The sequence below is a fragment of the Salinimonas profundi genome (assembly GCF_014750655.1).
Lineage (GTDB): Bacteria > Pseudomonadota > Gammaproteobacteria > Enterobacterales > Alteromonadaceae > Alteromonas > Alteromonas profundi_A.
Window position 1 is genome coordinate 437,353 of record NZ_JABBXD010000002.1, and the last position, 17,459, is coordinate 454,811.

19 protein-coding genes and 1 tRNA gene are annotated in these 17,459 nt (G+C 48.7%); 7 read left to right on the forward strand and 13 right to left on the reverse strand.

Annotated elements, in window-relative coordinates:
• Positions 1 to 6 precede the first annotated feature (6 nt).
• The 12 genes from flgK to HHX48_RS06455 form a co-directional block, all read right to left on the reverse strand.
• On the reverse strand, positions 7 to 2,058 hold the full coding sequence (gene flgK / locus HHX48_RS06400; RefSeq protein ID WP_191023330.1) for a flagellar hook-associated protein FlgK: 2,052 nt from the start codon (positions 2,056 to 2,058) through the stop codon (positions 7 to 9).
• 21 nt (positions 2,059 to 2,079) lie between these two features.
• The gene (gene flgJ, locus HHX48_RS06405) at positions 2,080 to 3,033 is read right to left on the reverse strand and encodes a flagellar assembly peptidoglycan hydrolase FlgJ (protein WP_191023332.1); all 954 of its coding nucleotides are present in this window, start codon (positions 3,031 to 3,033) and stop codon (positions 2,080 to 2,082) included.
• Positions 3,033 to 4,145, reverse strand: a complete 1,113-nt coding sequence (locus HHX48_RS06410; protein ID WP_191023334.1) for a flagellar basal body P-ring protein FlgI — start codon at positions 4,143 to 4,145, stop codon at positions 3,033 to 3,035. Before HHX48_RS06410 ends, flgJ begins: the two co-directional genes overlap by 1 nt.
• A gap of 9 nt (positions 4,146 to 4,154) precedes the next feature.
• On the reverse strand, positions 4,155 to 4,835 hold the full coding sequence (gene flgH, locus HHX48_RS06415; protein WP_191023336.1) for a flagellar basal body L-ring protein FlgH: 681 nt from the start codon (positions 4,833 to 4,835) through the stop codon (positions 4,155 to 4,157).
• 11 nt (positions 4,836 to 4,846) lie between these two features.
• Positions 4,847 to 5,635: a flagellar basal-body rod protein FlgG gene (gene flgG, locus HHX48_RS06420; RefSeq protein ID WP_139757028.1), complete on the reverse strand. Its 789-nt coding sequence runs from the start codon at positions 5,633 to 5,635 to the stop codon at positions 4,847 to 4,849.
• Between the two features lie 52 nt (positions 5,636 to 5,687).
• Positions 5,688 to 6,431, reverse strand: coding sequence for a flagellar basal body rod protein FlgF (locus HHX48_RS06425; RefSeq protein WP_191023338.1), 744 nt, complete (start codon positions 6,429 to 6,431; stop codon positions 5,688 to 5,690).
• 131 nt (positions 6,432 to 6,562) lie between these two features.
• Entirely contained in the window at positions 6,563 to 7,948 is a 1,386-nt protein-coding gene (gene flgE, locus HHX48_RS06430; RefSeq protein WP_191023340.1) for a flagellar hook protein FlgE, read from the reverse strand.
• Positions 7,949 to 7,963: 15 nt separating this feature from the next.
• Positions 7,964 to 8,647, reverse strand: coding sequence for a flagellar hook assembly protein FlgD (locus HHX48_RS06435; protein ID WP_191023342.1), 684 nt, complete (start codon positions 8,645 to 8,647; stop codon positions 7,964 to 7,966).
• Between the two features lie 23 nt (positions 8,648 to 8,670).
• A complete protein-coding gene (flgC, locus tag HHX48_RS06440; protein WP_191023343.1) occupies positions 8,671 to 9,093 on the reverse strand; it encodes a flagellar basal body rod protein FlgC in 423 nt (140 codons plus the stop codon).
• Positions 9,093 to 9,497 carry a flagellar basal body rod protein FlgB gene (gene flgB / locus HHX48_RS06445; RefSeq protein ID WP_191023344.1) on the reverse strand — a complete coding sequence of 135 codons (405 nt, stop codon included), beginning with the start codon at positions 9,495 to 9,497 and terminating at the stop codon, positions 9,093 to 9,095. Before flgB ends, flgC begins: the two co-directional genes overlap by 1 nt.
• Before the next feature lie 81 nt (positions 9,498 to 9,578).
• Positions 9,579 to 10,412, reverse strand: coding sequence for a CheR family methyltransferase (locus tag HHX48_RS06450; protein WP_191023346.1), 834 nt, complete (start codon positions 10,410 to 10,412; stop codon positions 9,579 to 9,581).
• 15 nt (positions 10,413 to 10,427) lie between these two features.
• Positions 10,428 to 11,357 (reverse strand): chemotaxis protein CheV, encoded by a 930-nt coding sequence (locus HHX48_RS06455; protein ID WP_191023348.1) that lies wholly within the window; start codon positions 11,355 to 11,357, stop codon positions 10,428 to 10,430.
• A gap of 171 nt (positions 11,358 to 11,528) precedes the next feature.
• Between HHX48_RS06455 and flgA the strand changes: the two genes are divergently transcribed.
• The 3 genes from flgA to flgN all read left to right on the forward strand — a co-directional run bounded on the left by flgA (position 11,529) and on the right by flgN (position 13,114).
• Positions 11,529 to 12,242, forward strand: coding sequence for a flagellar basal body P-ring formation chaperone FlgA (gene flgA / locus HHX48_RS06460; RefSeq protein WP_191023350.1), 714 nt, complete (start codon positions 11,529 to 11,531; stop codon positions 12,240 to 12,242).
• Positions 12,243 to 12,336: 94 nt separating this feature from the next.
• Complete coding sequence (flgM, locus tag HHX48_RS06465; RefSeq protein WP_191023352.1) at positions 12,337 to 12,675, forward strand: flagellar biosynthesis anti-sigma factor FlgM; 339 nt, start codon at positions 12,337 to 12,339, stop codon at positions 12,673 to 12,675.
• A gap of 10 nt (positions 12,676 to 12,685) precedes the next feature.
• Positions 12,686 to 13,114: a flagellar export chaperone FlgN gene (gene flgN / locus HHX48_RS06470; protein ID WP_191023354.1), complete on the forward strand. Its 429-nt coding sequence runs from the start codon at positions 12,686 to 12,688 to the stop codon at positions 13,112 to 13,114.
• A gap of 16 nt (positions 13,115 to 13,130) precedes the next feature.
• Here the strand turns inward: flgN and HHX48_RS06475 are convergent, their stop codons facing one another.
• Positions 13,131 to 13,598, reverse strand: coding sequence for an LPP20 family lipoprotein (locus HHX48_RS06475; RefSeq protein ID WP_191023356.1), 468 nt, complete (start codon positions 13,596 to 13,598; stop codon positions 13,131 to 13,133).
• A 198-nt stretch (positions 13,599 to 13,796) separates the two neighbouring features.
• On the opposite strand from HHX48_RS06475, the gene HHX48_RS06480 reads away from it, so the two are divergent.
• The 4 genes from HHX48_RS06480 (at position 13,797) to smrA (ending at position 17,301) form a co-directional block, all read left to right on the forward strand.
• Positions 13,797 to 14,999: a flagellar assembly protein T N-terminal domain-containing protein gene (locus HHX48_RS06480; RefSeq protein ID WP_191023358.1), complete on the forward strand. Its 1,203-nt coding sequence runs from the start codon at positions 13,797 to 13,799 to the stop codon at positions 14,997 to 14,999.
• A gap of 39 nt (positions 15,000 to 15,038) precedes the next feature.
• Positions 15,039 to 15,114 (forward strand) — tRNA-Arg (locus tag HHX48_RS06485).
• 220 nt (positions 15,115 to 15,334) lie between these two features.
• Positions 15,335 to 16,573 carry a hypothetical protein gene (locus HHX48_RS06490; RefSeq protein ID WP_223858084.1) on the forward strand — a complete coding sequence of 413 codons (1,239 nt, stop codon included), beginning with the start codon at positions 15,335 to 15,337 and terminating at the stop codon, positions 16,571 to 16,573.
• Positions 16,574 to 16,719: 146 nt separating this feature from the next.
• Positions 16,720 to 17,301 carry a DNA endonuclease SmrA gene (smrA, locus tag HHX48_RS06495; RefSeq protein WP_191023360.1) on the forward strand — a complete coding sequence of 194 codons (582 nt, stop codon included), beginning with the start codon at positions 16,720 to 16,722 and terminating at the stop codon, positions 17,299 to 17,301.
• Positions 17,302 to 17,459 lie beyond the last annotated feature (158 nt).

Consider the following 17,459-nt stretch of genomic DNA (forward strand, 5'->3'; position numbering starts at 1 on the left):
AATACGTTACCTGGCCGCCGATAAAATGGTATCAAAAAGTTCCTGCGCGGTGGAAAGGATCCGCGCCGCCGCTGCATAAGACTGCTGGTAACGAATAAGATTCGCCGCCTCTTCATCCAGGCTGACTCCTGACACGGAGTCAAACCATGACTGCGATTGTTCTTTCATCGCCTCAGCTGCCTGCAAAGACACATCTGCTGTCGAGGACTTTTCCCCTACCCTTCCCACCAGCGAGGAATAGGCATCGTGTAAGGTGCGAGTCTGACTCGCAGAATTCGTACTTAACTGTACCACGCCTTTTTTCTGAATTTCTGCCAGCTTTACAGCATTCGTATTGTCATTAATACCCTGCGAATTATAACCCAGGTTAAACGCATCCCCGGCCGCTGGCTGACCACTTAAAGAGAAATCATATCCGGGATAATCGGCACCAAAGCCGGCTTGCTTTAGTAAATCATTATAGTTATTGCCCACAGTAGCAGAAGCAAGCGTATTTCCTGCACTATCCAGCACGTCAAAATCAGTAGCAGAAGTGAAGACAACCTTAACCGGCGCCTCTGTACCGGCACTGGGTGGTGTGGCAATGCCGCCGGCACCATCAAAGGCAGACACATCGTACTCGGTATTTGTCACATTCACTGCGCTCACTCTGGCATCACCCAGGTTGGCAGAACCGGATTCAACGCGCAGCGGAGAAGCAAAGGCCAAATCTTCCGGACGCTCTGTAGCCAATGACAGATTGGATGCGATAGCTTTGGTGGGTTGCAACAAAAATGCATCGTCGACAGCGTAAGGATTTGCAGCGTCGAACTCAATTTCCATTCCGCCGGGAATTTCAGTAAAGCCACCGGTAACTACGCTAAGACCGGTGTAAATTAGCGGATCTCCGTTCTGATCACGCTTTGGTGTGCCATCGGCACTTATCATATGAACATCAAAGGTCGCAGGAGCACCCGCCCCATCTACTGAGGTCACCACAACCTTTAAATCAGCATCGGTCACTTCATTGCCTTTACCCGGCGTGAACCGACCGGCCATCGTCAGACTGTTATCAGAATTATCAAAATTAAGCCCGGAAAGCTCCGGCAGACTGAAAATATCACCGCCTAGCTGCATGTCCATATCCATGCCCAGTCTATTTTGCGCATTGACCGCATCGGCCATGGCAACGGCAATCTGGCCTATATCCCGTTGAGCAGGGCTGAGGATTTCGTTACGAAAACGGAACAAGCCACCCAGACTACCGCCTAGCCTATCTTCTGTAATGGGCACTGATGCCTGAGGCTGGCTATCTACCATATTAAATGCCAGCTGAAGATGCTTTTGACCCGTGTCGGCACCGGTTTTTAGCTCAAAGATGTTAAAGCCGCCGTTTTCAAGTACCACCGATTCGCCAGAGCTTAAGTTAACGGCCTTTGTCCCATTTTTATTTTCCCGCACCTCAATGGACATCATTTCGGCCAGTTGATTAATGGCCTTGTCACGTTCATTCAGTAAGGTGTTGGGCTGATCGTTACTGGCCCCCTGCATGCTAAGTATTTTCTGGTTTAAATCACCGATGTTCTGTATCAGTTCGTTAGCCTGAGTCACTTGCGCATCAAATTCGAGGTTTAGCTCTTTTTCTTTCGCCAGCAAGTAGTCCGAGGATGTGGACATCCTGTACAGTAGCCCCTGCGCTTCTCCTAACACTGACTGCCGCGATGCAAGATTCGTAGGATCGTCGGCTGCGGTTTGTAAAGCAGAGAAAAACTTGCTCAGCCCGGTCGACAACGCATTGGCCTCACCGGCCAGCAGATTATCAATAGCGCTGGCTTTTTGTTTAAAGGCTTCTAATTCGCCAACGGCGGTAATATCACGGCGCAACTGATTCTGCGCAAAGGTATTGATAACACGTTCTGTGGTGCCCCGGCCGGCCCCCTGTGTATTGGAATTGGTAAAAACAGTTTGTTCACGAACATAGCCTTCAGTATTGACGTTCGCGATATTATTGGATGTAGTTTGCAGCAGCTTGTTACTGGCGCTTACACCGCTGTTGGCAATAGAAAATAAATCAATCACTGTACCAATCCTCTTACCCGCTTACGGCTGGAAACCATTCAAAGTGTTACCCCGGTATACCGACATGAGCTTGTCCGCATAGGCAGGATCCGTGGCATAGCCGGCTTGCTGCAAGGCATTAAAATAAGCCTGACTATCCTGGCTTTCAGACACCGCTTTTTCATAGCGGGGGCTGGATTGCAAAAAGCGCACATAATCCTGCATGGCTTCATCAATGGAATCGTAAGACCGGAATGCCGCCTTTTGCTTTGACGGCATGCCTTTGTCAAATTCCAGCGTGTCCACCACAGCCTGCTTACCTTGCCACCCTTTATCTGCCTTAATACCAAACAAATTGTAAGAAGGGGTGCCACTGCCATCATGAATCACATACTGTCCCCAGCCCGTTTCCACGGCAGCCTGAGCAATAATCGCCTTGGGATCGCCACCCAGTTGTTCCGCCGCTTTTTGAGCGTGTGGATAGAGTGCTTCTATAAATGCGTTTTGATCAGCTGCGATTGGCGCTTTATAAGCTGGCCCGACAGGAGCTGGACTGTTCGGCAAAACTGCATCCTGGGCAGTTTGCACATCGTTAACGGCTTGTCGGTTGATGGACGACAAGTTACCGTCACCGCGAATAACGCTGGCGGAGGTATAATCAGGATTATTCTGACCCAGCTGTTTCACGATCAGGTCAGCCAGTCCCAGCCCGCCGTTTGAACTTAAGTCTACGGCAAGCTGCTGGTCATGCATGTCACGATAAAACTTTACCTGCTGGGAATTAAACGGACTGTCTTCATCCGCCATTGCCTCTTGCGCTTTACGCATCGACTTGAGCATCATCTGCACAAAAATCGCTTCAAATTGTTTGGCCGTTTCCTGTAGCGCGCTTTGATCTTCGCCTTTTGCAATAGCCTCGCGCAGATTGTTCAGACTACTGACATCATGAACGTTTCGCGCCATTTCCATTTGATTACGGGTGTGCAGCGTATCCATCAGATGACCACCAACTCGCCACGCAATGCGCCGGCCTGACGCAACGCTTCCAATATTGCCATCAAATCACCCGGTGCTGCGCCCACTTCATTGACCGCTCTGACCAGCTGATCAAGGGTGACACCCGGCTCAAATTTGAACATTCTGCTGTCAGCCAGATCGACATCTACGATGGATTGCGTTGTAACCGCAGTATTACCATCGGCAAACGCATTAGGCTGAGACACCTGTTGATTTTCAGAAATTGTAACCGTAAGACCGCCATGCGTAATCGCTGCCGGCAGAAGCCTGACATCCTGACCGATGACAATGGTACCGGTACGGCTGTTGATAACAACACGGGCGGGGGCTTCTGCTGCCTCAAACTCAAAATTTTCAAGCACAGCTAAAAACCCTACTCGCTGCCCGGCATCGCGCGGAGCAGTCACTTTAACCGAAGCGGCATCCAGTGGCGTGGCAATGCTATAGCCTTTATCCGGATCAGCCCCAAGACGCTGATTAATGGTATCCGCCAGGCGTTTGGCCGTCGTAAAATCAGGATAGTGCAGGTTCAGTGTCAGCGAATCGCCGGCCGCGAAGCCACTGGGCACCGCCTGTTCGACTAATGCTCCGTTAGGAATCCGGCCAACGGTGGGCGTATTGATGACAATCTTGGACCCATCATTACCCTGCGCGCCAAAACCACTGACTACCAGGCTGCCCTGTGCTACAGCGTAGACCTTTCCGTCCACCCCTTTCAAAAAGGTCTGAAGCAACGTACCACCTTGCAGGCTGCTGGCCTCACCCACCGACGACACGGTCACATCAATCGTCTGACCAGGCTTGGTAAACGCAGGTAGCTCTGCATGAACCGCGACCGCTGCCACATTCTTAATTTTAGGCTTGGTATTCGGATCCAGACTAATGCCAAAATTGGTCAGCATGGTGCGAAAGCTTTGCTCGGTAAACGGGCTCTGCTCGCCAGTGCCTGGCAGACCCACCACAAGACCATAACCAATAAGCTGGTTGGATCGCACGCCCTGAATACTGGCCACATCTTTTATACGCTGGGCTGATGCCTGTGCAGCGCACAGTAAAATCATCAAACCAAAGAGCACTTTCACCGCTTTCATAACCACTCCTTAAAACGGCCAGTATTGAGAGGCAAAAAACTGGGTCAGCCAGCCTTTTTCCTGCGCCCGGGCAAAGCTTCCAGTACCACTGTACTGAATGCGGGCATTAGCAACTTTCGTTGAAACAATTTCATTTTCCGGGCTGATGTCGGCCGGACGAATAATGCCGGTCAGCCGGATATACTCATCACCCTGGTTCAGCGTCAGCCACTTTTCGCCGCGTATTACCAGGTTCTGATTGGGCAGCACATCAACCACGGTGACTGAAATGGCGCCCGATAGGCTGTTTCGTTGATTGGCCTGCGCATCACCGGCAAATTCATTGGCTGCGTTTACGCCAAGCTGTATGGACTCGCCTCCGATATTTACCGCGTTGCCGCCCAGCCCGATAATAGGCTGCACATCAACGCCGGTTTCTTTTGACGTCGTTGTACCGGCCGATTTTGTTGCGTTGGTATTTTCACGCAGTGTGACGGTGATGATGTCGCCAACCCGGCGTGCGGTCACATCCGAATAGAGGCTGTTTGCCATATAAGGCTTAAACAGCGCGCCATCTTCAGCAATATGCTCGCGAGGGATATTTGGCACCACCGGTGCAAAAGAGGGATCATTGGCCTGAACCGGTGGCTTGGGTGTACTGTTACACCCTGCCAGTACCATTGCACTGAAAACCGCTACGAAAATACGCATAAGACTACTCGTTATAGCTGCTGAATAACCTGACCAAGCATTTGGTCCACAGACGAAATGACTTTTGAGTTCATTTCATACAGGCGCTGACTTTCAATCAGATTCACCAGCTCCTCCGTCACGTTCACGTTTGACGTTTCCAGTGTTCCCTGAGAAATCGTCCCAAGCCCTTGCAGACCCGGTACACCCTGAATCGGTGCGCCGCTTGAGGCCGTTTCTACAAACAGATTCTGACCGGTAGGTTGCAAGCCGGTGGGGTTGATAAAGTCGGCCACGTTAATTTGTCCCAGAACCTGCGGTTCAGCCTGCCCACGCATGGAAGCAGAGACCTCACCGTCCTGTGAAATAGAAATTTGCTGCGCGTCTTCAGGCACGGTAATTTCCGGCTGCAAAAGAAAGCCTGCGCCCGCGGTGACGATTTGCCCCTGATCATTTAATGAGAACTGACCATTACGCGTATACGCTATCGACCCGTCAGGTTGCAGAATTTCAAAGTAACCGCGCCCCTGAATAGACATATCCAGCGAGTTTTCCGTGCTTTGAATATTACCCTGTGTATGGGCTTTTTGCGTGGCCACCACTTTAGACCCGGACCCTAGCATCAGTCCTGAGGGACGCTCAGTGTCTGCTGATGATCGGCCACCCGGCTGATTGATATTCTGATACAGCAAGTCTTCAAATACCGCGCGATCCTTTTTAAACCCTACTGTTGATGCGTTGGCCAGGTTGTTGGAAACCACCGAAACATCGGTTTGTGCAGCGTCTAGACCTGTCTTACTAATCCACAATGCCGGATGCATACTCTACTCCTCAAGCGTTTGGGCGGGCTTACCGCCGGGCTTGTAATCTAATTTATAGAATTCTTAATAACATGTTGCCGCGGGTGGATAATTCATCCGCTTTTTTCATCATTTTGACCTGCATTTCGTAATGCCTTTGCAGGCTGATCATATCGACCATTTCATCTACTGCGTTTACATTCGAGCCTTCGACCATACCGGAACGAACCTGCACCTGTGGGTCAGCATTTAACACCGCCCCATCTTTGGTATGAAACAAGCCATCAGCACCGCGCTGAATACTGTTTAAATCCGGGTTCACCAACTTAAGCCGCCCAACCTCCTGCGAGACTGTCTCCGGTGCGCCGACAGGGCGGACAGAGATAGTGCCGTCAGAGGCGATGTTCAGATTATCCAGTGGCACTGGCAAATAAATCGGGCCGTTGTCGCCCATGGCAATGTTGCCATGCATGTCCGTCAAAACTCCGTCAGGGCCAAGCTGAAAACTCCCGTCGCGGGATAAGGCTTCTTTTCCGTCAGCCCCCTGCATGGCAAACCAGCCATTGCCCTGAATAGCAACGTCAAGTTCCCGTCCCGTCTGCACCATCGCACCACCTTCGTAGTTATTTGACGGACTTTCGGTCATTGAAAACACGCGAGTCGGCAAACCTTCGCCGTAAGCCGGCATTGCTCTTGCCTGTTCCAGCTGTGCTTTAAAGCCTGTGGTCTGCGCATTCGCCAGATTATTGGCTCTGACACCAGTGGCCAGAAGGTCTTGTTTGGCGCCGCTTGCAGCGATATACAGAAGTTTATCCATGACTGACTTTTGACGTTTTTATGTGTAGTTACCCTTAATTCTGCAAGGGTAGTGCCAAAAGTGAACAATTAGGTGGTGCAGATAATAAAAGGGCCGCAGAATGCGGCCCCCCGAACGGTGTGAGTAATCGTTTATCGAATATTCAAAATGGTCTGGTTAAGCTGATTGTTGGCTTCCAGCGCTTTTGAACTTGCCTGGAAGTTACGCTGTGCAATGATCAAATCAATAAGCTCTGTGGTCAGGTTCACGTTAGCCTGCTCAAGGGCCGAAGAGTTAATCTCACCGAAGGTACCTGTGGTTGCCTCACCCGCCAGGGCTTCACCGGACTCGAGGCTTTCTTTCCACTGGGTACTGCTTTCCTGCGTCAGACCCTGTTCATTGGCGAAACGTACCAGCGCTACCCGTACGATGGGCTCAGAGGTACCATTGGAGAACGTTGCACGAACCAAACCGTCCGCGCCGATGTCAATTCCTGTCAGACGCCCCACCGGCAACCCATCCTGCTCCAGTGACGTTACCTCAAAACTAGACGCAAACTGTGTGGGTTCGTTAGGTGTTGCATTACCCGGCTCAAGATTAAAATCCACAGAGATTTGTTGACCATCGTCCGAACCATTGGTCAGGATACCTTGACCCAGCGATTCCGTCTGAATTTTAAAGTCAGTCTGTGCATTGCCGTCAGGCGACTCAATGCCAATGAAGTCACCACCAGCACTGAACTTCATGCGCGCTGCCGCAGTGTGATTTCCCGTGTCCGCGCCCACAGAGTTAGCCGACAACGTAGGATCTGCATCGGTGCCATCAGAGTTAACCAGATCAACCATCTGATCATCGACTGCTGTCGCCACATACCATTCATTATCTACGCCTGCGGTATTATCTTTGATAAAATAATATGTCATTACGTGGCTGTCACCCAGTGAGTCATAAACGGTGACCGATGTAGCCGAGTTATAAGTAAGCGGATCTTTTGGGTCAAATTTTGCCGGATCCTTGCCCTGGTCTGCCGCCGGCAGATTCATTCTGATATCGACTTCACTGGTTGCCTGCGGCGAACCGGAAGAATCAGGAATACGAACAGGCTCGGTGGTACTAAGTGCAACTGAAGCGCTAGTACCATCTGAGTTAACCGGGAAGCCCAATAGATTGTCGCCGTTGCTGTTTACCACGAAATTATCTTCATCCAGCTTGAACTGACCAGCACGGGTAAATGAAAAGTCACGCGAGGTGATTTCAGGCACAGTGGCAAAAAAGCCATTGCCGGTAATCGCCAGATCCAGCGCTGTATTAGTAAACTGCAAACTACCCTGTGAGAACTGCTGGGCAACCTGTTGTGTCAAGACACCATCACCCACTTTGGTTTTACTGCCAGCCAGCAGGGATGAGGCATATACATCACCAAACTCAGCCCGTGACTCTTTAAAGCCAACGGTATTTACGTTGGCGATGTTGTTTGAAGTGACATCCAAATCTTTTTGCGCGGCGGATACGCCACTTAATGCAATATTAAAAGACATTTTTTACTTCTCCTGCTAGCTGATTTGAATGACATCATCAAGATTGATACTGACGTCACCATCCAAATTCAAAATTACGCCCTGGCCACTACCGGCCATGCTTACGCTACCTACATGGCGATTCATCGCCGTAGGGATGGCAACCCCTTCACCCCGTGCCTGACCAGATGCACTGACCACATACTGACCTGGCGGCATTGGATTGCCCTGTTGATCGGTTCCGTCCCAGGCAAACTGAATATTGCCAGCACCCTGGGTACCTGCATCAATGGATTTCACCACTTCACCCTGGGAGTTTTTAATGGTGATCTTCATGTCCTGAACGGTTTCTTCATTGACCACAACACCGGAAAAACCAGAGCCGGCACTGCCCATATAGCCAATGTTGCTTTCAACCAATACATTCTGGCCGATTAAGCTGGATGCCTGCAGCGCCTGATTAGACGTCATTGATGCGGCAAAATCTTTAAACTTGCTGTTAAGATCGGTGATACCTTCAGCCATCGAAAACGATGTCATCTGGGAGACCATCTGGTCATTATCTACCGGCTTACTGGGGTCCTGATGTGCAAGCTGCTCGGTAAGTAGCGAGAAAAAATCTTCCTGAGACAGTTTTTGCTCACTACCATCCGCTACCGGCTTTTTCTCTTCCTGCCAGTACAGATCGTTTATCAGGCCTTTGTTATCTACTGTATTCACGGTGCGCTTCCTTTACCCTGAACCTACTGACCCTGACCCAGCTGCAACACACGACGGAACAACCGCTTTGTGGTATCAGCTACCTGAACATTGGTTTCATACCCTTTAGAGGCAGACAGCATATTGGCCATCTCTTCAACCACATTCACATTCGGTTTATAGATATAACCGTCTTTATCAGCGAGCGGGTTATTCGGCGCGTACTCCACATTCAGCGGCGCATCACTTTCAACGATGCCTTTTACCTGTACACCGGCACCTTTGCTCTGGTGGTCAGTGGCACGCTGTAATTCAGCGGCGAAGACCGGATGACGCGCCTTGTACGTCTCACCATAGCTGCTGCTGACTGTATTCGCGTTGGCGATGTTACTGGCGGTGGTGTTTAGTCTGACGTTCTCCGCTTCCATTCCGGTGCTAGAGATGTTCATTACATTAAATAAGCCCATTAGCCATTTCCTCCGCTCAGCGCTTTTTTCATGCCTTTTAATTTACCATCAAGAAACTGTAATGAGGCCTGGTAACGCATCCCGTTCTCCAGAAACGCATTTCGCTCTGACTGCACTTCCACGGTGTTGCCATCGCCGGTGTCCGGCTGATTGGGCACCCGATATTGCAAGTCGAACTGACTGGCTGTCATTTTTCCGGCGAAATGTTTATCGCTGGTACGGGTCATAGAACCTTGCTGGTGCTCGCGGGCAGAAGACATCGCTTTGTTAAAATCAATATCTCTTGCTTTGTAACCAGGGGTATTTGCGTTTGCCAGATTCCCGGCAATCACTTCCATACGCTCTTCGCGTATGTTGACAGCGCGCTGGTGAAAGCCGACAAGTTTATCCAGATTTATTGCCATAAATGACACTCCTCATTTGCAACGAGGATAGTGCAAATGAAGTGCCAAATATTTTTTGACACTGCAATTTAAGGCTAAATATTAGCCCTTACGTTGATAATAAAGGCCTGGCTGGCAACGTTGCATAGTGAAGTGTTCCCCCGCGCTACCGATGGATTCGGAGGCGCCGAGGAAAAGCATGCCGCTGGGCTGCAACTGGGCGGCAATTTGTTGCAGTATTTGTTGTTTGACGTCAGGTGCAAAGTAAATCAACACGTTACGACAAAACACAATATCGAAACGGCCTAACCCGGCATAGGAATGCAGCAGGTTAAGCGAGCGAAAGGACACCATATTGCGCACGTCCTGGTTAATCTGCATCATGCCAGTGACGTGAGCGCTGAAAAACCGTTGCCTGCGATCCGGAGACAAACCTCGGGCCAGAGACAATTCATCATATATGCCTGCCTGACATTTGGTCAGCATGGAAGATGACAAATCCGTGGCGACGATCTCAGCACCATATGGCAGGGCGCCGGGTTTTTGTCGTTGGTATTCCAGCACCGTCATGGCAATGGAATAAGGCTCCTGCCCTGACGAACAGGCCGCACTCCATATTCTGATCCGACGATTGGCGCCTTTCAATTGCGGTAATATGTGGGATTTTAGTAATTCAAACGGATAAGTATCGCGAAACCACAATGTCTCGTTAGTGGTCATCGCATCAATAACATCCTGCAGTAATAACCGGTCACGGTTCTCCAGCACGGCACGAATGACATCGTCCAGCTGATCGAAGGGATACTTATAGAGTAACGGTGAGAGGCGGCTACGCACCAGGTACTGCTTATTCGCTCCCAACACAATGCCGCACTGCTTTTCGAGAAACTCGCTGAACTGCTGATAACATTTCAGCGATACCTCTTTATTTTTCAAGCGAAAGCCGCTCCATCATTTATCTGTATTGACCAACCATTTTTGAACAGCGGTAGCCAATTCGTCCGGATGGAACTTAGCGATAAAGTCATCCGCACCGACTTTTTTAACCATTGCCTGATTGAATACACCACTTAAGGAGGTATGGAGCACCACATGCAGGTTCTGCAATTCCGGCGTGTTTTTTATCTCCGCGGTCAGCGTGTAGCCATCCATTTCAGGCATTTCAATGTCAGACACTAACACACCCACCTTATCGGTAACATCTCCGGTTTCCTCAGCAATTTCTTTTAGCCGGCGCAACGCTTCCAGACCATTTTTTGCTACTTCAATTTCAAGCCCCAGCGTTGTCAGTGCTTTTTTCACCTGGCTGCGTGCTACCGAAGAATCATCGGCAATAAAGATAATTTTATTTTCGCTGCCCTCTGTCGTCAGTGTTTTTGCCACTTCTTCGCTGACATCGGTGCCCAGCGGTGAGATTTCATTGAGGATTTTTTCAACATCGAGAATTTCAATTAATTCATTCTCTACTTCCGTCACGGCGGTCAGGTAGCTGGCGCGTCCTGTGCCTTTAGGCGGAGGCATAATGGCATCCCAGTTAGTGTTGATGATGCGCTCTACCGCACCCACTAAAAACCCCTGCACAGAGCGATTATATTCGGCAATTACAATGAAGGCGTTGTCGAGATTCTCAATACGCTTGCCGCCGGTAGCCATACTAAGATCGATGACTGAAATCGTCTGACCGCGAATATGGGCAACCCCTCTGACCAGAGCATTTAATTTTGGTATGGATGTTAACGGCGGGCACTGTAGTACTTCCCTGACCTTGAAGACGTTAATTCCAAAACGTTGGCGACCGTTAAGCCGGAACAGCAGTAACTCCAGACGATTTTGTCCCACAAGCTGGGTTCGCTGGTTTACGGAGTCGAGAATACCTGACATACATCACCTCTAATAAAATCGGGCACGATCATTGCGTTTAAGATTGCCACAACATAAAGAACATTAAAATCGCCAAAAAAGTGACACCGTAAAGGGTCTGTACCGACGACCGTTGCTTTTAATCATAGACAAATTAGTCCGGAACGAATACGAAAAAGTGAACATCCCGTTATGATTATTAAAAAAGCCAGTAAAATTGTGTTGTTATCTATTGGGCTGTTTTTAAGCATGGCGGCAGAAGCCTCAGCTCAGACAAAAGATAGCAGTAATCATGCCCAAATCCAGCAAGGTGTAAAATCATATCTTGAGGAACAGCTTGCCGCATTGAGCAACGGGCAAAATATAAATATTGACGTTTCTCAGATAGACGAAAGAATCAGTGTGCCCGCCTGTCCTCAAGGATTTGAATATTTTGCCGATGAACAGAACTTGTCGCAGGCTTATGTGTCTGTTCGGGTCAGTTGCGACAATAATGCGTGGTATCTGTTTGCCAATGCCAGGGTACAGAAAACACAACCCGTGGTGGTAACCGCAGGCATGCTCAGTCCCGGCACAGTGCTAAGCGCAGCGAATCTGGCAGTCACACAGATTGAAACAAACCGTCTGCGCCACACTGCGTATCAGCAGGTTGAAGAGCTTGTCGGTGCACGAATGAAACACAGAGTGCGACAGGGCCAGCCCGTACAGTCAAATATGTTATGCTTTATATGTGAAGGTGACCGGATTACAATAAGCGCTGAAGTAGGCGGTATGCAGGTGAAAACATCGGGTATCGCAAAACAGGATGGCGTAATTGGCGATACGATTACTGTAACCAATGCCAGTTCTCAAAAGACGGTTGTTGCCGAGGTGGCGAGTACCGAGAAAGTCGTGGTTCGTTTGTAGTTATATTGGTTGAAATTAACTAAAATAATGCTAAAGAACCTATCGGCACTGCCGATAACACATACGAGGTGTTTGTAGGTAGTGGAATATAATTATGGCTATTAATAATGTAAACAATAACGGGGTTCCAAAAACGCCGTTAGACAATTCAAAAGTTTCTCAGCAGCAGTCGCAGAATCAGACTGCTGTGCAACAGGAAGCGGCATCGAAATCCCAGGCAGATAAAGCGCCTCGTCAGGATTCCGTTTCGCTGACCCAATCTGCTCAACAGTTGTCGCAAGTACAGAAGAAAAGTTCTGAAGCGCCGGTTGATCAGGAAAAAGTCGATAAGCTGAAAAAAGCGATTGAAGCGGGTGAATACCGCGTTGACCCAGAATCTCTGGCACGCAAAATCGCCCGCCTTGAAGCGCAGGTATTCGGGATAAAGTCTTAAGGTAGCTATTATGCAGTCATTATTATCAATGTTGGATTCGCAAATTGCCCATCTGGAAAATTTGGCTGTCCTGCTGGATAAAGAACTGCATTTAATCAGCTCCCGAAACGCTGAAGAACTGATGACGTTGCTCAAAGAAAAAGAGGGAACTCTGGAGAGCATTCAGGCGATTGACAGTGAGATACACCGTCACTACCAATCACAGCTGTCAGCCGAGAATCGTTCTGAGGATGTTCAGGCACGCCTTGATCAGGCGCAAAAATGCCTGGAACAGTGTCAGTATCAGACGCAAATTAACCAAACTGCAGTAGAACAGGGTCAGCTCCGTCTGACCCATCTGCGTAATCTTATGTTAGAGGTACGGGCTAAAGAGTCGCTGACCTATGATAAAAAAGGCAAGCCGTCAGGCGGTAAGTTGGGTTCAGGCGTTAGTGCCTGATAAGTCTGCCAGAGCTTTAGTAGTAGGTCACATTTTTAATTCGCTGCGGCTTAGCGGTCGACAGATATAAATCGTAAACTCGCGCCATATCTAATTCCAGTTCGGTCACATACGTATCGTCACCAACAGGATAGGCTTTCACCACCCTTGCACCCCGAATGACCCCTTCCACCGAGCTTTTAAGCTGGCTATTGGTCATCACCATATTTGCTACCGTTTGCTCACCGTCAATTTGCTGACCATAAACCTGTTCGGTTAATTCCCGGTAAGCATCCAGCTTTGATGCTTTCATGGCCATTATCGTCCGTTGCGCCTCTGAACTGCCCTGCTGAGAAGTGACAGGTGCATAACCAACGGCCGATAGCGTTGGATAGCTTTCAGGCTCAACCGTTTCCCACTCCACATGCTTGTTAAACATGGACGTGCAACCCGGCAACGTAAGACAAAGTGCTAATGCTGCATAACTTATCAGAGACTTTTTCATACCATACCTGACCCTTAAAAACAGATGACAATAACCTGACAGCGGCGGGCGCATAACAGGCATTTTTAACAGTTAAGGCAAGTATTGTGCCTGTTGCTCTCAAAATCTGGTGCGTCGGAGAAACTTTTGGAATAAAACCTGCTACATGTTGTTTATCTAACGAATCCTACTCATGATATGACGGTTTTCAGGCAGTTTATGACATCATTAATTTCTATGCTTTGCACGCTGACATTTTTAAGACCCGGGTATTATTCCAGGGCAATTGTTGCCATTTTAAGCATGTCGGTGCTCTGCCCCTGGCAGGTTTCTGCCGCCTGGTTTGAGGCGCAGGGTCAGGCACTGGTAATAGAAGGTGACAAGGAAGCGGCAAAACAAGAAGCTACGCAAGAAGCGTTGCGCCAGGCTATGTTGTTCGCCGGCGCCTCGGTGCAAAGCGTGCAGACGCTGGCCAATGGACTGTTGAAAAAGGAACAGCTCACGGTTACTGCCAATGGTGAGGTGCAAAACGTTGAGCTTATCGATGAGATCTGGGAGCAGGATATTGTCACCGTGCGAATTCGTGCAGACATTTTTCCAAAGCCTGCGTCATGTGAAGCGGCCGGCTTTTTGAAGACCATCGCGACCACTGAATTTTTGATTGCCACGCCAGCTCAGGCTCAGGACGGCCAAATTCAGGAGTTATCCTCGGTCATTCCACGCAAACTGCAGACGTCGCTTGCTCACCAAACAAATGCAGCAACAATTGCTCAGATTACCGACTACCCCATTGACTGGCGCAAGCAGAATTTACGACGCCAGGCTCCGACGCTGGCCAGACAGTCCCGCACACAGTATGTCATTGCCGCTACAATCACCGATCTTAGCCTGACACGCAAGCAGGCATCTATGCTTTCTTTCTGGAAAGGCGAACAGGCTACACGTCACTTTTCGCTGGATATTTCGCTTATTGACGGCGTCCACGGCGGCGTGCTGATGCAAAAGCAGTATCGAGACCGTGCTCCATGGCACTTTGACCGGTTTGAGGATATTGATGCCTCGGGTGCACCGTTCTGGCAATCAGCCTACGGTGAGGCGATCAATAATACTCTTCAACAGATCAGCAGTGATGTTGCCGCCAAGCTTGCCTGCCAGCCTGCAACAGGCAGAGTTATTCAGGTTGCCGGTAACTCGCTAGAAGTCTCCCTGGGGCGCTCACATGGCATTGAAGTGGGCGATGAATTGTTCTTATACCAGACTAAACAAATCAGCAATCCATTCAACGACAATTTTATTCAGTATAACCTCTACCCTGAGAAGGTAACGGTCACAGCCGCCTACGCAGATTCCGCCACGGTTACCGTTGCAAATGACGGTATTTTGATGAATATTCAGCCAAATGATTTTGTCGCCAAGCGCTAAGGGTTCAACTTGATGGCCGAATGGTTATAATGCGCCTACGTCCCCATAGTTTAACCGGATAAAACAAGAGCCTCCTAAGCTTTAGATCTGCGTTCGAGTCGCGGTGGGGACGCCATGCTTGTGGCACATTGTTATTCCTTTCTAATTGATTTATATTACTTTCTGTTGTTAGCCAGCAATAAAAATACTAATTAAGGATGGCTTTTCACAGGATGTGACGACTTGCTCTTGCGCAGTCAACGCTCGCGTATGCTTCCTTAAGCTTAGTAATGCATGGCGCGCACGCGAAGCACTGAATCTATCTCAGTGTAAATCAACTGTAGCAAGAGAAAAAAATGAATAAAAAAACACTCCTTTCGCTTTCCATTGCCACCACTTTATTGTCTGGGTGTGGTTCGACACCGCCTACGCCCGAAGAAAAAGCAATGATGAATAAGATGCAGCAAGCACTCTTGGGAAAAGTACAACAGCTAGGCGGAGCTCAGGCTTTACTTGGTCAGCAGGCACCTCAGCAGCAAACTCAACAAGCTGCTCCGGAGCCAACTATCAGTGAGGCTGAGCTGTTAGCGAAAAAAGCAAGCATTGATTCCACTGGTGGACCGGCTATCTTTTTTCGAAAGAAAGATGGAATTTCAATCAACGGTGAAATATACAATGATTATGAGGGCTCCGTTGCAAACTTTGGGGGTAACAAGCTAACTGGCGAGTTTACTTACGCTGTCAGAAATTTTGATGGCTCATTCAACCTCAAATATCACAGAGCCAACTCGAGTTCCGCTCCGGTGAAGATTGCGACTGTTTATAAAAATGGGGCTGTCTTTAAAGTGCGTACCGTTACAAATCGTACCTTTACAGGTAATTCCGTCATTCCTACCTCAGATGGATTTATCGTAGGCCGCAGCGGTTCAGCCTTTCGTTATGTTATAGGGAATGAACAACCTAGCGACATAAACTTGTTAAGCGGCTACCACATCGCAAAATATCAAAATGGTGATGCTGCCTCCACTGGATATATTTTGTTAGAAAAAGATCCGAGAGATGAAAACGATGACGTGGGTGGTCTGATGGATTCGTTTACAAACCTGGGAAACACGCTAGGTCTGAACAAAGTCGACCATTACGTACTTGTAAACCTCGATAAAGCAACGCCGGTGCCCCTTGATGTGAATATCAAGGGTAAGAATATTGCCGAGCACTCTAACTGCCAGCGCCAAAATGCAGTAATTAATAAGTGTGAAAATGTTGAGTTCAAAGAGTCACTTTACACAAAGCTGGGTTTACCTAATAACAGTCACTACTATTGGTCAATCAGTTGGGTAAATACTCCCGAAGGTCCACTGGCTTTTTACCGCACATCAACAAAAGTAAAAGTGGTAGATATAAAAAATGAGCAGGTTCACACGTTATTTTCACGAACTTTGGGTGTAAATCAGTTTACGCTGACCGAACACCTTGACGGCAAAATTTCGATCAAAGCGAAGTTAGGCTTCAGTGACGATGAAATTCATGACGTAGCGGATTATATTAAAAACAATTCTACTAATATCGAGCCTATTCAAAAGCTTGGCGCTTAATACTAAAGCGCCCTGTTTGGGGCGCTTATTTTGCAAAAAGATTTGTAATCCAGTTACTTCTCCCTATATATAAGAAAACCAAATCGTGAACTGTGAAAAACATTGTCACGTAATGAGTTTACAGGTCGTTTGGGCGAGGGGTATCTATGCATAAGTACGACGAAGAATTAAATGCATTCTTGGAAGAAATGGACGGGGTCAGACCCATCGGTCCTGACGACAAGGTCCATCATCATTCTCCTGAACAGCAAATCAAAGAAAAGCAAGCCAGGGCACGTCCCCACGCCTTGCATTCAGCGACATTGAACCCGCTTAGTATGGACGGCGTGACGCCGGTTCAACCCGATGATTTTCTCAGCTACCAGCAACCAGGAATACAGGATGGGGTATTTAAAAACCTGCGTATGGGCAAGTACCCCATCGAATATCGCCTGAACCTGAAAGGTATGCCGTTAAAAGCGTGTCGCGATGCCTTTTATGAAGAGATTTTAAAATGTCACGCCAGGGGAACCCGTGCGCTGCTGATACAACACGGCAGGGGCGAAAACAGCAGCCCCTTCCCCGCACTTAAGAAAAGCTACGTTAAGCACTGGCTCGATGAGCTTGAGGAAGTCATTGCGTACCATACGGCCCAGCGCCAACATGGCGGCACAGCTGCCACGTATGTTTTACTAAAAAAGCATCCGGATCAGAAGCTGATAAACAGAGAGAAAAATAAGAAAGGGTAATTTCATCGTACGCCGGTAAGCCGGCGTACGACAGAAATGTTATCGGCCTGATTGAATTTCGCAGGCACTTATTGCGCTACTGGCACTGGCAGAGGAACTGAAAACTGCTGTGACTATCATGAAGATCACTGCTACAGCTACCCCTGTTAAGCCAAATC

Bases quoted from the DNA above. Each gene is read 5' to 3' on its own strand.
- flgC (WP_191023343.1), bottom strand. From the start codon at position 9,093: ATGGGCTTATTTAATGTAATGAACATCTCTAGCACCGGAATGGAAGCG.
- flgG (WP_139757028.1), bottom strand. From the start codon at position 5,635: ATGCATCCGGCATTGTGGATTAGTAAGACAGGTCTAGACGCTGCACAA.
- HHX48_RS06475 (WP_191023356.1), bottom strand. From the start codon at position 13,598: ATGAAAAAGTCTCTGATAAGTTATGCAGCATTAGCACTTTGTCTTACG.
- flgM (WP_191023352.1), top strand. From the start codon at position 12,337: ATGGCTATTAATAATGTAAACAATAACGGGGTTCCAAAAACGCCGTTA.
- flgJ (WP_191023332.1), bottom strand. From the start codon at position 3,033: ATGGATACGCTGCACACCCGTAATCAAATGGAAATGGCGCGAAACGTT.
- HHX48_RS06490 (WP_223858084.1), top strand. From the start codon at position 15,335: ATGAATAAAAAAACACTCCTTTCGCTTTCCATTGCCACCACTTTATTG.
- flgA (WP_191023350.1), top strand. From the start codon at position 11,529: ATGATTATTAAAAAAGCCAGTAAAATTGTGTTGTTATCTATTGGGCTG.
- flgB (WP_191023344.1), bottom strand. From the start codon at position 9,497: ATGGCAATAAATCTGGATAAACTTGTCGGCTTTCACCAGCGCGCTGTC.
- HHX48_RS06425 (WP_191023338.1), bottom strand. From the start codon at position 6,431: ATGGATAAACTTCTGTATATCGCTGCAAGCGGCGCCAAACAAGACCTT.
- smrA (WP_191023360.1), top strand. From the start codon at position 16,720: ATGCATAAGTACGACGAAGAATTAAATGCATTCTTGGAAGAAATGGAC.
- HHX48_RS06480 (WP_191023358.1), top strand. From the start codon at position 13,797: ATGACATCATTAATTTCTATGCTTTGCACGCTGACATTTTTAAGACCC.
- flgN (WP_191023354.1), top strand. From the start codon at position 12,686: ATGCAGTCATTATTATCAATGTTGGATTCGCAAATTGCCCATCTGGAA.
- flgE (WP_191023340.1), bottom strand. From the start codon at position 7,948: ATGTCTTTTAATATTGCATTAAGTGGCGTATCCGCCGCGCAAAAAGAT.
- flgH (WP_191023336.1), bottom strand. From the start codon at position 4,835: ATGCGTATTTTCGTAGCGGTTTTCAGTGCAATGGTACTGGCAGGGTGT.
- HHX48_RS06410 (WP_191023334.1), bottom strand. From the start codon at position 4,145: ATGAAAGCGGTGAAAGTGCTCTTTGGTTTGATGATTTTACTGTGCGCT.
- HHX48_RS06455 (WP_191023348.1), bottom strand. From the start codon at position 11,357: ATGTCAGGTATTCTCGACTCCGTAAACCAGCGAACCCAGCTTGTGGGA.